Genomic DNA, 12,923 nt, shown 5'->3' with positions numbered 1-12,923 from the left:
TAAGAGTGTTGAGAAAAATTTTTATCTTTTTTTTAATTTTGTTTTTTAGTGCTTGTGCTTTAAAAAATCAAGATTATTCTAGCCAAAAAATGAAGGTTGTATTTAGCACACCAACTATTAAAATCAACGATTTTGGCTTTTTAAAAAAAGAAAATAAGGCTTTAAATTTAGAAGTTTATAAACTTGGACAAGCTTTTTTTAAACTTAAAATCAGAGAGGATATTTGTTTAAATTCGGTGTGCTATAGCAAAATGGTATTTAATCAAAAATTTTTTAAAAATGCCTATTATGAAGATATATTAAAAGATATTTTGGAAGCAAAGCCTTTGTGGAATGGTAAGAATATGCAAAAAACTCAATGCGGATTCAATCAGAATTTAAACAGCGCAAATTATGAAATTTTCTATGAAATTTGTGATAATAAAATCAGTTTTGTTGATAGAATTTCGCGTATAAAAATTGTTTTAATGAATTTTAAGGATAAAATTTGAAAATAGGGCTGTTGTTATGCTTTTTTGTGAGTTTGGTTTGTGCGCAAATTTATAAGGGTGAAATTTATTTTTATGACTTAAAAGATAAGCAGGTTTTTGCTATAGTTTATGATAATGCTCCTTTTGTACCCATTTTTGATAGGGATGTTAATCAAACTAGTTCTAGTTTTTTAATACTGAGCGATCTTGATACAAATATCGAGATAGCTTTGTTTCAAACAGCAAATTCATGGGAGGATGGAGAAAAAAAATATAAAATTTCTTCTTCTAAAGAACTGGTATTTGATAATAAAAAAATTCAAGGAAATAAACTAGGAACAACAACTCTTGAACTTATCAAAGAGCAAAACAATATAAGAATCAAACGCAGTCTTGATTTTTTAGCCCATCAAGATGAGATCAGACAATTTCGTCCTATGTATAACGACATTGTTAGTTTTGAACAAATTCGCCAAAAGCCTATCGTACTAAAAGATGGAAAGCTTAGTTTTGAAGAATGGTATTATTTTTATGAAGAGGATAATCGCGCAATTTTAGAGCTTAATAATTTTGTTTTCGATATGGATAAAAAAGTTTTTTTAAGTTTAAATGAGCTTTATGATGTGGATAATTTGAAATTTAAAGAACTCTTGCATCAAAAACTGAATCTTGTTTGCGATGAATGTTTTGATGATATGGAGCAAGTTTTTTTTAATAATAACTTTTTAATTACAAATTTGGGTTTAAGATTGTGCTATCTTCCTTATGAAAATCATTATTTGAATGAAAATATTTGTGTTGATTTTAACGAGAATGAGATAAAGGAATTTAGAAAATAAAATGGTCAGGCTAAAGGAATTTTTAAGTCTTAAAAATATAGAAGAAAGTCAAATTTATAAAGAATTAAAGTGTTCAAAGAATGAAGCTTTGATTTTGAGAGAACTTTGTAAAAATTATGTCATTTCCATATCTTCTATCAATGCTTTTACTTTATTGACAGGAATTTTTGGTAGTGAAAAATATTCGTATTTAGATACTTTAGAGGATTTAAAAAGGCTTATTGAAAGAGGTTTTGTAAATCAAAATTCTGGCTTTTTTAAAAATATAGAAAGCAATAAAAGCCAAAATTTAATTCTTAGTTTATTGCAAAGCGAGTTGAGTTTAAGTGAGTATTTTTTAGAATTTTTAGAAGCCAAGCCTCGTTTAAATTTGGATAAAAAAGAAGCTTATGGAGAGTATTTAGAATATTTAAAAGATGAATTTATGCGAGTTGAACTGTATGAGAGATTGAGTTTTATACGTTCAAGCACATATAGTGACGAACTTAAAGCACAAATCAAGCTTTATGAAAAACATATTAAAGAAAGACTTAAGAAAAGTAAATTTTATAATATTTTAGCAGATATTTTTAAAGAGTATAGTCTTGAGTATAAAGAGCAGATTATTTTTCTAGCTCTTCTTAAAGAAGAATATACACTAAGCAATGAAAACTCAGTATCTAGAGAGATGAATTCTTTACTTTCTTTAGTCAGTGAAAATGATTTAGAAAAGCATAAAAATAAAAGTTTATTGCAAGAAAATGCTCCTCTTCTTAATTTAATAGAATATGATGAATACTTAAATGCCTTTGGTGATATTTCTAAGAGTTTTTTTATTACAGATGAAATTTTACAAAGAATTATAAATTTCGAGCCAAAACAAAATAAAAAAATTAAAATCGAAAATGTTTTAAAAGAGCAAGATATTTTTGAGCTTATAGAGCCAAGTATAGATATAAATGATATTATCATGCCTCAAAATACTAAAGAGCTTTTGGAAAATATCTTAAAACAACAAGATAAAAAAGTACTTGAAAGGCTAAATTCTTGGGGGATAAAGAGCAATAAAAATATAGAAGCAAAGATTATTTTTTATGGACCTGCTGGAACGGGGAAAACGATGTCAGCCCTAGCTATGGCAAAATCGATGAAAAAAACAGTGCTTAGCTTTGATTGTTCTAAAATTTTAAGTAAATGGGTGGGTGAGAGCGAACAAAATGTAAGGAAAATTTTTGATACTTACAAAAACATAGTTCAAACTTGCAAACAAAGTCCTATATTGCTTTTAAATGAAGCTGATCAGTTTTTAAGCACAAGGGTTGAAAGCAGTAGCGGAAGTGATAAGATGCATAATCAAATGCAAAATATTTTTTTAGAGCAAATTGAGCGTTTTAATGGTGTTATCATTGCTACAACTAACTTTTTAGAAAGTTTAGACAGTGCTTTTTCGAGAAGATTTGATTATAAGATTGAATTTAAAAAGCCTGATTTTAAAGATAGGCTTAAAATGTGGGAGAAATTTTTACCTAGAAAAGCATCCTTTGAAAAAGCATTTGATGTTAATCTTTTAGCAAATTACGAATTAAGTGGAGCGCAAATTTTAATGGTTGTTAAAAATACTGCTTTGAAGGTAGCTGTGACTGAAGATGGAGTATTTAAAATGCAAGATTTTATAGAGAGTATACAAAAAGAATTAAATTCTAGTTTTGATAAAAGCAAAATTGTCGGTTTTTAAGCTTTTTTAAATTTGAAAAATTTTAAATAGCGTATCATAAAATAAACAAGGCTAAGCATCAAAGCACTCCATTCCCAAAACATAGGAACTTTAGGGCTTAAAAAATAATGATAACTTGCTAAAACCAAGCATACATAACCTAACTTTCTTATCTTTTCAATTCTTTTAAAAAATCTAAAAGAGCTTAAAAACATAAAAAAGATGATGATAAAAGCAAAAAAACCACTCGCTTCCAATAAACGATGAGAGATATCATCAAAAAGTCTTAAAAAATTTGCATTTCTATCAAAGATAAAATAATTTAAAAAATGTAAAAATGCCCAAAATGCAGCAAATATTCCTAGTAGCTTAGGATAGCTTTTGGTTTTTTTAAATTTGCATAAAGAAAACAAAAGGCTTAAATTTAAAAAAAATAAAGCAAAAACTCCTGTATAAATATAAGCCTCTTTGACAAAATCAAAGGCTTTTAATATATGATAAAAGCCATAAATCAAGCTTGCTAAAAAAGCAAAATAGGCAAGAAATTTAAAGTATTTAGTGCGCATTAATAATTTGCCTTTAAATCCATGCCCGCATAAAGACTTGCTACTTCTTTTTCATAGCCATTAAACATTAAAGTAGGTTTGGTAAAAAAGTCTCCTAAAGCCCTTTCGTTAGCTTGCGACCATCTAGGATGGGATACATTAGGGTTGACATTGGCATAAAAGCCATATTCATTTGGAGCATATTTTTCCCAAGTGCCAATAGGCTGCTCTTTTACAAATTCGATTTTAACTATGGATTTAATACTTTTAAATCCATATTTCCAAGGTACAACAAGGCGGATTGGTGCTCCATTTTGTGGTTTTAAAGCCTTTTTATACATACCCACTGCAAGTAGAGTGAGTGGATGCATAGCCTCATCCATACGTAAGCCTTCCACATAAGGATACTCAACAGTTGGAAACAAAGCATCTTGATCGGGGAATTGGTTTTTATCCAAAAGAGTGGTAAATTTAATGAATTTTGCCTCGCTAGTTGGTTTTGCCATATCGATTAAACGGCGTAGTTCAAAACCTACCCAAGGCACTACCATAGACCAAGTTTCAACACAGCGAAAACGATAAATTCTTTCTTCTAAAGGAAATTTTAAAATATCCTCCATGCTAAGAGTGAAAGGCTTTTCTATTTCCCCGCTTATATCGATTTTCCAATTTTGAGTATTAAAATTTTGCGCTAAAGATACTGCCTTTCTTTTATCCGTTGAAAATTCATAAAAATTGATATAGTTTGTTGCAAGTTCTTCATTGCTAATTTCAAGTTTATTTGCATTTGTATCATTTATAAAATTTAAAGCAGAAAGTTTGGAAACAATTAAAGAAGAGCCGATTAAAGCTCCTGCTCCAAGTTTAAAAAAATCTCTTCTTTGTTTATAAAGTTTCTCAGGCGTTACAATCATAATTTTTCCTTATTAAAAATTTTTATTATTAAACTATAACAATGTTAATATAGGATTAATTTTATATGATTTTTTCAAGCTCTATATTGTAAAATATTTCTTCACAAAATTCTTTATAATGATTGAGTAGTTTAACTCTTGAAACTTCTTGCATTAGAATTTTAAATTCTAAATTTTTTATTTTTTTAAGTTCATCTTTAAGCTCTTCATCCTTTGGAAATAATAGAAAATATTCTTTAAAGATGAGCTCATAAATTTCAAAAGCTCCATCGATAAGATAGTTAATTGCTTTATCAAGGTGTCGATTAGAATCCTTAAAATTTAAAGGATTTAAAACCATAAAACAAAGATGAATCATAGCAAGATGAAAATATTGAAGACATTTTTCAGGCAGTGTAAAGAAATCATTTTTTTGAAAATTTTGTAAATTGTTAAAGTCAGAATTGATAAAATGACAGCCAAAACAGTCATTGATATTTGAAATCAAATTTTTAATTTTTTGCTCTTCATCAAGTTTTTTTCTAAAGGCTACAAAATAAGCCAAGGCTTTATAAAATCTCTGAAAAAATTCAATATGTTTGTGTTCTCTTAAGCAAATAAGACTCAAATCTTTTGGAGAAGTGGAGTATTCTTGCATATAATTATGAACTTTAAGAGCAATTTTGTTTCTCACTCCGAGTAAAAAATTTAAGTCTTTTTGTTTTAAAATTTGATGATAAAAAAATATAAAATCTTTAATCAAGCTTTTATGATTTTTTTCAAATAATGAAATTTGAAAATCTACGCTAATAAATTGATTATAAAGATTAAAATAATCACATTCTAATTGCTGATAATTCAATATTTTATCCCGCACTTAGTATAAAATTCTTTCAAAGCTTGTTCTTTATCAGGCTGAGTTTTGATCCATTCTTCAAAATGATTGCACATATCCCATTCTTTTTGCTGCATTGCTTCATAATTTTGCTCTATATCATTTTCGCTTATATTTTTTCTGTGTATTTTGTCTAAAATTTTTTCACATACAGCTCTAGGATTTTCATTTTTATATATAGGTCTTCCCACAACGATATAATCACTTAAATTTTCTCTAGCCATTGTAAGATTAGCAACGCGTTTTTGATCATCACTTGCTTCCCCAAAAGGACGAATTCCAGGAGTGAGGGTTAAGAAATTTGAATTTGTATGTTCTTTAATTTTTTTACTTTCAAAAACCGAACATACCATACCATCAAGTCCATTTTGATAAGACATTTTTGAAAAATGAATCACAGCTTCATCGATGTTTTGCTTATAAATGCTGTAAAAATTTTCTTCATCAAAGCTAGTAAGTGCTGAAACTGCTAACACCAAGGGTCTTTTATTGAAGCGATTGAGTCTAGACATCACTTCTTGCATAGCGACTTTTCCAGCACTTGCATGGATATTAATCATATCAACGCCAAGTTTTGAAATTTCCTCGCAAGCATCTGCCATGGTATTAGGAATATCATGAATTTTAAGATCGAGAAAAATTTTATATTCATCGATTTTTTTAAGTTCTTCTATGAATTTAAAGCCATCTCTTAAATAGGCTCTTAAACCCACTTTTAGCCAAAGATCTAAACCTTTTAATTCTTTAGCAAGCCTTAAGCACTCTTCTTTGGTGGCAAGATCAAGAGCTACGCAGAGTTTCATTGTTTTGCCTTAACAAGAGTATCTAAAACCCCATTGATAAATTTTGGAGAATTATCATTAGCAAGTTCTTTAGCAAGTTCTATAGCTTCATTAATCACTATGGCATTAGGCGTGTCTGTAAAAAGCAATTCATAGGCACCAAGTCGCAGTATGGCTCTTTCGATATGTCCTAATTTTTCAATTTCATTTTCGTTAAGGTAGGGGTTTAAATTCTTATCTATATCATCAAGATTTTTTATAATTCCTTCGTATAAACTCAGTGTGAAATTTTTTTGCTCGTTGCGGATTTTTTTTTCATTGAGAAATTCATCAATAAAATTTTCATTTTTTTCATTCATTTCTAGGGCATAAAGCAAAGAAATCACACTTTGTCTTACTTGGTGACGCGTTGCCATTAAAATTCCTTGCTTAAATTTAGCATTTCAATAACAGTTGTCATTGCTTCAAAGCCTTTATTTCCTGCTTTGCTTCCTGCTCTTTCTATGGCTTGTTCTATAGTATCAGTTGTTAAAACTCCAAAGCTTACAGGGATATTGTGGTTTAAACTTACATTGGCAATGCCCTTAGTGGTTTCTGCCGAAACATAATCAAAATGCGGAGTTGAGCCACGAATGACCGCACCCACACAACAAATCGCATCAAATTTTTTACTTTCTATAGCTTTTTTTAAAGCAAAAGGAAGTTCAAAAGCGCCTGGAACAAGTATAAGGCTAAGATTTTCTTCTTTGCCACCATGTCTTAAAAAAGCATCTCTTGCACCTTCTACAAGGCGATCGGTGATGATGTGATTAAATCTTGCATTGATGATAGCAATTTTTGTATTTGAGTCTAAATTTAATTTTCCTTCAATGATAGTCATATTATTTTCCTTCAATGATATTTTGAATTTCTAAAAGTGTTTTTACACAAGCTTTAAGACGATTAAGATCAAGCATATTAGGCCCATCGCATAAAGCTTCGCAAGGATTAGTATGTGTTTCAAAGAAAAAGCCATCTACTCCTACAGCTGCTGCTGCTCTTGCTAAAGGCTCTACAAATTCGCTTTTTCCTCCACTACTTCCCCCTGCAGCTCCTGGCATTTGCACACTATGAGTAGCGTCAAATATAACAGGAGCAAATTCACGCATGATAACCAAAGATCTCATATCCACGACTAAATTTCCATAGCCAAAGCTAGCTCCTCTTTCAGCTACAAAAATACCATTTTTATCAGCTACTTCATAGCCTTCTTCTTCTATACCGCGTGTTTGAAGTACTTTTTTGACACTGTATTTAATATCGCTTGGGTTAAGAAATTGCCCTTTTTTAATATTTACTTTCGCCTTTGTTTTGGCTGCTGCGACTAGCAGATCAGTTTGTCTGCATAAAAAAGCAGGAATTTGTAAAACATCAACCACCTCGCTTACGGGTGCTGCTTGCGTGCTTTCGTGTATGTCAGTTAAGATTTTCATACCGAATTCATTTTTTACACTTTGTAAAACTTTCAATCCTTCTTCAAGACCAGGGCCTCTAAAAGAATTAATACTTGTACGATTTGCTTTGTCAAAGCTTGATTTAAAATAAAATTCTATATTTTCATTTTCATTAAATTCTTGTAAATTCTGTGCTACTTTAAAAACCAAATCCTTATTTTCAATGACGCAAGGACCGGCAATGAGTATCATTTTTTTCATTTTTTTCCTTTGTTTTTAACCAAAATTATTCCACCAAAAATAATGCCTATTATACCTAAAAAAACCATAGCACTTGGTAAATCATCACCCAAAATTATACCCACTACCATACTAAAGACTACATCAAGATAGCTTACACCTGCTACAACACCTGCTTGTTTCGCTATGCCATAAGCTTTGGTTACATGAATTTGATAAATAGTGCCCAAGGCTCCCATGACAGCAATGATAAGCCAAGCTGTAAGGCTAGGCATGACAAAAGGTGCTAAAATAAAATCCAAATGCAAAGAATCAAGATGTTTTGGCTCAAAAAATTCAGCACCTATCATAGAGATTAAAGGCATTAAAGCCCCCAAAAGGATAAAAGAAAATGCAATTTGTTCTGTAGTGTAAAATTTTCTAAGCTCTCTTACACTTGTAAGAGCCAAGGCTGCTAAAAATCCACTCATAACACCTATGATAGAATTTTTTAAATCAAAACCCGAATGAGTTGAACTATCCGCCCAAGGTTGCGCAATTAAAAGCACCCCGCTAAATGCGATTAAAATCCCCAGCCATCCCTTGGCTCCGATATTTTCTTTAAAAATAATAAAAGCTATTAAAGTGATGAAAATTGGAGCAGTTTTTTGAAAAGCAAAAGCACCCCCTAGGGTAATATTTGAAACATTGTAAAAAAACATATAAAGCGAAAGTGTTCCTGTTACCCCGCGAAAGACTAAAAGCCAAAAATGTCCTCCTTCTTTGTGAACTTTTGAGCGTTTTAGTAGATAAACTATAAACAATACGCCGATGATATTTCTAAAAAACATAATTTCAATCGAACTCATTTCTTTGCTAAGAATTTTCGCACAAGCTCCCATAAGTGCAAAATCTAAGCACGCTAAAATCATAAAATAAATTCCTAAATTATGTTTGATGACTTTTAGCATCTTTTTTCCTTGATTAAATTATGGTTAATTCTAGTCTTTTTTTGCTTAATATTAAGGCAAATTTTATATAATTTTTTAAAAAAATATACATTAAAAATTTTTATTAGGTAAACAAATGCAAAGCATCATACTTATAGGTAAGCCAAATGTTGGAAAATCAAGTTTATTTAACAGAATGGCAAGGCAAAGAATAGCTATTACAAGTGAAATTTCAGGTACTACAAGAGATACCAATAAAACAGAAGTTTTTATAAATTCTAAAAAAGCCCTATTGATTGATAGTGGTGGTCTTGATGAAAGCAATGAGCTTTTTAAAAATGTTAAAAAAAACACTCTAAAAATTGCAAAACAAAGTGATATTATCCTTTATTTGGTTGATGGAAAACTAAGTCCCGATGATGAAGATAGGCAATTTTTTCATTCTTTAAAAAAATTAGGAAAGCCTATTGCTCTAGTAATCAACAAAGTGGATAATAAAAAAGATGAAGAAAGATCGTGGGAATTTGCTAATTTTGGTGTAAAAGAGGTTTTTAATCTTTCTGTTACTCATAATATAGGGCTAGATGAGCTTTATAATTGGCTTGAGAACTTTTTAGATGAACAATTTTTAATCCCTGATGAGGAAGAAAATTTAGAAGATTTTTTAGAACATTATGAAGAGGGAAAAGAATTTCAGTTTAAAGAACTCGATCAAAATTATATCAGAGTGGGTATAGTAGGGCGTGTTAATGTCGGAAAGTCAAGCCTTTTAAATGCTTTGGTAAAACAAGAGCGCAGTGTGGTGAGTTCTATTGCGGGAACGACAATTGATCCTGTTAATGAAAGCATAGTTTATAAGGATAAAGTGATAGAATTTGTTGATACTGCAGGTATTAGAAAGCGAGGTAAAATTCAAGGGCTTGAGCGTTTTGCATTAAACCGCACAGAAAAGATTTTATCTAATTCTCAAATCGCACTTTTGGTTTTAGATGCCAATGAAGGTTTTAACGAGCTTGATGAAAGGATAGCTGGACTTGCAGCAAAGCATTATTTGGGCGTGATTATTGTATTAAATAAATGGGATAAAACTGAATTTGAATTTGATAAAGTGGTAAAGGAATTAAAACTTGATCGCTTTAAATTTTTAGCTTATGCGCCCGTTGTCAGTGTTTCTGCTTTGAGTGGAAAAAGAGTACATGTTTTATTAGAAAAAATTTTAGAAGTCTTTACTAATTTTACACAAAAAATTCCAACCTCAAAACTTAATGATTTAATCGCAAGTGCGACTAAGGCTCATCCTTTACCGCATGATTATGGAAAATTGGTAAAAATTTATTATGCAGTGCAGTATGATTTAGCACCTCCTAAAATCGCACTTATTATGAATAGACCTAAGGCTTTGCATTTTAGTTATAAGCGTTATTTACAAAATCAAATCAGAAAAGAATTTAACTTTGAAGGTGTTCCTTTAGTCATTGCTTCGCGCAAAAAAGGAAGCAAGGAAAATGATGAAAGTTAAAAATATTATTTTTATTGGTTTTATGGGTAGTGGAAAAAGTACTATAGCTAGAGCTTTGGCTAAGGATTTAGATCTTGTTTTTTTAGATAGTGATGGTTTGATTGAGATGAAATTTGATCAAAAAATCAGTGAAATTTTTAAAGAAAAGGGCGAGGCTTTTTTTAGACAAGAAGAGCAAAAAGTAGCAAATTTTCTTTGCTCTTGTAATGGAGCTTCTATAGCTAGTGGCGGAGGTTTTATACATGTTTTGGATTTTGATAAAATAGGTTTTTGTATTTATTTAAAAGCAAGTTTTGAATATCTAAAAAAGCGTTTAAGCGAGAATGAAATTGCTAAAAGACCTTTATTTTATGATGAAGTTCAAGCAAAAAGATTATATAATGAGCGTCTAAATAAATACGAGCAAAAAGCGAATTTGATTTTAGATGTTGAAAATAAAAGCATTGATGAGCTTGTGATAGAAATAAAAAAGGTGATAAAATGAGAGTATTAACAGGACTTCAGCCAAGTGGAGATTTGCACATAGGTAATTATTTTGGTGCTATAAGGCAAATGGTGGAGGCTCAAGAAAAAAGTGAAATGTTTATGTTTATAGCAAATTATCATGCTATGACTTCAAGTCAAGATGGAAAGAAATTAGAGCAAAATTCACTCAAAGCTGCTGCGGCTTTTTTAAGCCTTGGTATAGATCCTCAAAAAAGCGTTTTTTGGTTGCAAAGTGATGTTAAGGAAGTTATGGAGCTTTATTGGATTTTATCGCAATTTACTCCTATGGGTTTATTAGAGCGTGCGCATAGTTACAAGGATAAAGTTGCTAAGGGGCTTAGTGCTTCACACGGACTTTTTTCTTACCCTGTTTTAATGGCAGCAGATATTTTGCTTTTCGATACTCAACTTGTGCCAGTAGGTAAGGATCAAATTCAGCATGTTGAAATAGCTCGCGATATTGCCTTAAAAGTAAATAATGAATGGGGTGAAATTTTTACCTTGCCCGAAGCCAAGATAAATGAAGAAGTAGCTGTAGTTGTGGGTACCGATGGAGCAAAAATGAGTAAATCTTATCAAAATACTATAGATATTTTTAGCAGTGAAAAAACCTTAAAAAAACAAATTTCTTCCATAGTAACCGATAGTACCGCTTTAGAAGATCCAAAAGATTTTAAAAGCTGCAATGTTTTTAAAATCGCAAAGCTTTTTTTAGATGAATCAGGGCAAAAAGAATTGCAAATACGCTATGAAAAAGGTGGTGAGGGTTATGGACATTTTAAAATGTATTTAAACGAGCTTGTAAATGCTTATTTTAAAGAAGCAAGAGAAAAATACAATGAGCTTTTAGAAAAGCCTTCGCATTTAAAAGAAATTTTAGAATTGGGTGCAAGCAAGGCTAGGAAAATTGCTCAAGAAAAAATGCAAAAAATTTATGAAAAAATAGGACTTTAAGGAGTAAAAATGCTTGATTTGAAAAATTTACAAAATAATTTCGATGAGGTGGCTAAAAAGCTACAAAATAAAAAAGTAGATGAAAATATATTAAAAAATCTTGCCGAGCTTTTTACAAATTTGAAAAAAGAAAAAGCGAGTTTGGAAGAATTTCAAGCTTTTCAGAATAAATTCAGTAAAGAACTAGCCACTGTAGAAGATAAGGAAAGTTTGAAGGCAAAACTCAGTGAAAATAAAATTAAAATCAATGAGCAAAATGCAAAAGTAAATGCTTTGGAAAATGAGTTAGAAACCATTGCTCATGCTATTCCAAATATCCCTGATGAATGCGTTCCTGTGGGTGAAGATGAGGAAGAAAATGTTGAAATAAAAAAAGTTTTAACACCCCCTCAATTTGATTTTACTCCAAAAGAACACCATGATTTAGGAGAGAGTTTAAACTGGCTTGATTTTGTGCGAGGGGTAAAAATTTCACAAAGCCGTTTTTGTGTGCTTAAAAATGAAGGAGCTTTGCTAAGCCGTGCTTTGGTAAATTATATGATAGATTTTAACCGAAGTCGTGGGTTTGAATTTGTAAATGTGCCTTTTTTGGTAAATAGTCCTACGATGTTTGGCACAGGACAGCTTCCTAAATTTAAAGATGATATGTATAAGATAGAGGATGAGGATTTGTATTTAATCTCAACTTCTGAAATTCCTGTGACAAATCTTTATAGTGGAGAAATTTTAACGAGTGAAAGTTTGCCTATTAAAATGACTTGCTATAGTGCTTGTTTTAGAAAAGAAGCAGGAAGTGCAGGGCGTGACACAAGAGGCATTATCCGTCAGCATCAATTTGAAAAAGTAGAGCTTGTGAGCATTACCAAACCTGAACAAAGTGACAGTATTTTTAATGAAATGGTAGAATGTGCAAGTGATTTACTCAGCTCTTTAGGTTTAGCTCATAGACATTTGATGCTTTGTACCGGAGATCTAGGTTTTAGCGCGGCAAAGACTATAGATCTTGAGGTATGGATACCATCGCAAAATAAATATCGCGAAATCAGTTCTGTTTCTAATTGTCGTGATTTTCAAGCAAGGCGTGCAAAAATTCGCTATAAAAATGAAAAAGGGAAAAATGAATTAGTTCATACTTTAAATGGCTCTTCTTTAGCAGTAGGTAGAACTTTGGTTGCTATTATGGAAAATTATCAAGATAAAGAGGGTAGAATTCAAATTCCTGATGTATTGAAAAAATATTTTTAA

At 30.8% G+C, this 12,923-nt stretch carries 15 protein-coding genes; 7 read left to right on the top strand and 8 right to left on the bottom strand.

The genetic code is table 11. The features are described 5' to 3' along the window. Positions 1-8 precede the first annotated feature (8 nt). From FOC43_RS05590 to FOC43_RS05580, 3 genes are read left to right on the top strand one after another with little or no spacing between them, the layout of a single operon-like run. The gene (locus tag FOC43_RS05590) at positions 9-491 is read left to right on the top strand and encodes a hypothetical protein (RefSeq protein WP_002787526.1); all 483 of its coding nucleotides are present in this window, start codon (positions 9-11) and stop codon (positions 489-491) included. After that, positions 488-1,309 carry a hypothetical protein gene (locus FOC43_RS05585; RefSeq protein ID WP_002787529.1) on the top strand — a complete coding sequence of 274 codons (822 nt, stop codon included), beginning with the start codon at positions 488-490 and terminating at the stop codon, positions 1,307-1,309. Before FOC43_RS05590 ends, FOC43_RS05585 begins: the two co-directional genes overlap by 4 nt. A gap of 1 nt (position 1,310) precedes the next feature. Next, positions 1,311-3,023: an ATP-binding protein gene (locus FOC43_RS05580; RefSeq protein ID WP_002778307.1), complete on the top strand. Its 1,713-nt coding sequence runs from the start codon at positions 1,311-1,313 to the stop codon at positions 3,021-3,023. Here the strand turns inward: FOC43_RS05580 and FOC43_RS05575 are convergent. From FOC43_RS05575 to FOC43_RS05540, 8 genes are all read right to left on the bottom strand, one after another. Next, on the bottom strand, positions 3,020-3,568 hold the full coding sequence (locus FOC43_RS05575) for a ferric reductase-like transmembrane domain-containing protein (RefSeq protein ID WP_002778309.1): 549 nt from the start codon (positions 3,566-3,568) through the stop codon (positions 3,020-3,022). The genes FOC43_RS05580 and FOC43_RS05575 overlap by 4 nt on opposite strands. Continuing rightward, positions 3,568-4,461, bottom strand: a complete 894-nt coding sequence (msrP, locus tag FOC43_RS05570) for a protein-methionine-sulfoxide reductase catalytic subunit MsrP (protein WP_002778311.1) — start codon at positions 4,459-4,461, stop codon at positions 3,568-3,570. Before msrP ends, FOC43_RS05575 begins: the two co-directional genes overlap by 1 nt. Before the next feature lie 61 nt (positions 4,462-4,522). After that, on the bottom strand, positions 4,523-5,302 hold the full coding sequence (locus tag FOC43_RS05565) for a hypothetical protein (protein WP_002789672.1): 780 nt from the start codon (positions 5,300-5,302) through the stop codon (positions 4,523-4,525). Then, positions 5,299-6,138: an orotidine-5'-phosphate decarboxylase gene (pyrF, locus tag FOC43_RS05560; protein ID WP_002778314.1), complete on the bottom strand. Its 840-nt coding sequence runs from the start codon at positions 6,136-6,138 to the stop codon at positions 5,299-5,301. The genes FOC43_RS05565 and pyrF overlap by 4 nt, the downstream gene beginning before the upstream one ends. After that, positions 6,135-6,533: a transcription antitermination factor NusB gene (gene nusB, locus FOC43_RS05555; protein WP_002778316.1), complete on the bottom strand. Its 399-nt coding sequence runs from the start codon at positions 6,531-6,533 to the stop codon at positions 6,135-6,137. Before nusB ends, pyrF begins: the two co-directional genes overlap by 4 nt. Beyond that, positions 6,533-6,997 carry a 6,7-dimethyl-8-ribityllumazine synthase gene (gene ribH / locus FOC43_RS05550; protein ID WP_002778318.1) on the bottom strand — a complete coding sequence of 155 codons (465 nt, stop codon included), beginning with the start codon at positions 6,995-6,997 and terminating at the stop codon, positions 6,533-6,535. Before ribH ends, nusB begins: the two co-directional genes overlap by 1 nt. A gap of 1 nt (position 6,998) precedes the next feature. Next, a complete protein-coding gene (gene kdsA / locus FOC43_RS05545) occupies positions 6,999-7,811 on the bottom strand; it encodes a 3-deoxy-8-phosphooctulonate synthase (RefSeq protein WP_002778320.1) in 813 nt (270 codons plus the stop codon). Then, positions 7,808-8,740 carry a DMT family transporter gene (locus FOC43_RS05540; RefSeq protein WP_002778321.1) on the bottom strand — a complete coding sequence of 311 codons (933 nt, stop codon included), beginning with the start codon at positions 8,738-8,740 and terminating at the stop codon, positions 7,808-7,810. Before FOC43_RS05540 ends, kdsA begins: the two co-directional genes overlap by 4 nt. Positions 8,741-8,855: 115 nt before the next feature. On the opposite strand from FOC43_RS05540, the gene der reads away from it, so the two are divergent. From der to serS, 4 genes are read left to right on the top strand one after another with little or no spacing between them, the layout of a single operon-like run. Next, on the top strand, positions 8,856-10,238 hold the full coding sequence (gene der, locus FOC43_RS05535) for a ribosome biogenesis GTPase Der (protein ID WP_002778322.1): 1,383 nt from the start codon (positions 8,856-8,858) through the stop codon (positions 10,236-10,238). Next, positions 10,228-10,722, top strand: a complete 495-nt coding sequence (locus FOC43_RS05530; protein WP_002778323.1) for a shikimate kinase — start codon at positions 10,228-10,230, stop codon at positions 10,720-10,722. Before der ends, FOC43_RS05530 begins: the two co-directional genes overlap by 11 nt. Further along, positions 10,719-11,678 carry a tryptophan--tRNA ligase gene (trpS, locus tag FOC43_RS05525; RefSeq protein WP_002799627.1) on the top strand — a complete coding sequence of 320 codons (960 nt, stop codon included), beginning with the start codon at positions 10,719-10,721 and terminating at the stop codon, positions 11,676-11,678. The genes FOC43_RS05530 and trpS overlap by 4 nt, the downstream gene beginning before the upstream one ends. Before the next feature lie 9 nt (positions 11,679-11,687). Further along, positions 11,688-12,923 (top strand): serine--tRNA ligase, encoded by a 1,236-nt coding sequence (serS, locus tag FOC43_RS05520; protein ID WP_002778325.1) that lies wholly within the window; start codon positions 11,688-11,690, stop codon positions 12,921-12,923.

It is taken from the genome of Campylobacter coli, from assembly GCF_009730395.1.
GTDB lineage: Bacteria > Campylobacterota > Campylobacteria > Campylobacterales > Campylobacteraceae > Campylobacter_D > Campylobacter_D coli.
Note: the sequence above shows the minus strand (reverse complement) of the source record. Positions and strands in the feature narration are given on the sequence as shown.

Excerpts from the sequence above, each read along its gene's own strand:
- FOC43_RS05575 (WP_002778309.1), bottom strand. The coding sequence starts at position 3,568 with ATGCGCACTAAATACTTTAAATTTCTTGCCTATTTTGCTTTTTTAGCA.
- FOC43_RS05540 (WP_002778321.1), bottom strand. The coding sequence starts at position 8,740 with ATGCTAAAAGTCATCAAACATAATTTAGGAATTTATTTTATGATTTTA.
- FOC43_RS05580 (WP_002778307.1), top strand. The coding sequence starts at position 1,311 with ATGGTCAGGCTAAAGGAATTTTTAAGTCTTAAAAATATAGAAGAAAGT.
- der (WP_002778322.1), top strand. The coding sequence starts at position 8,856 with ATGCAAAGCATCATACTTATAGGTAAGCCAAATGTTGGAAAATCAAGT.
- trpS (WP_002799627.1), top strand. The coding sequence starts at position 10,719 with ATGAGAGTATTAACAGGACTTCAGCCAAGTGGAGATTTGCACATAGGT.
- ribH (WP_002778318.1), bottom strand. The coding sequence starts at position 6,997 with ATGACTATCATTGAAGGAAAATTAAATTTAGACTCAAATACAAAAATT.
- serS (WP_002778325.1), top strand. The coding sequence starts at position 11,688 with ATGCTTGATTTGAAAAATTTACAAAATAATTTCGATGAGGTGGCTAAA.
- kdsA (WP_002778320.1), bottom strand. The coding sequence starts at position 7,811 with ATGAAAAAAATGATACTCATTGCCGGTCCTTGCGTCATTGAAAATAAG.
- nusB (WP_002778316.1), bottom strand. The coding sequence starts at position 6,533 with ATGGCAACGCGTCACCAAGTAAGACAAAGTGTGATTTCTTTGCTTTAT.
- msrP (WP_002778311.1), bottom strand. The coding sequence starts at position 4,461 with ATGATTGTAACGCCTGAGAAACTTTATAAACAAAGAAGAGATTTTTTT.
- pyrF (WP_002778314.1), bottom strand. The coding sequence starts at position 6,138 with ATGAAACTCTGCGTAGCTCTTGATCTTGCCACCAAAGAAGAGTGCTTA.
- FOC43_RS05530 (WP_002778323.1), top strand. The coding sequence starts at position 10,228 with ATGAAAGTTAAAAATATTATTTTTATTGGTTTTATGGGTAGTGGAAAA.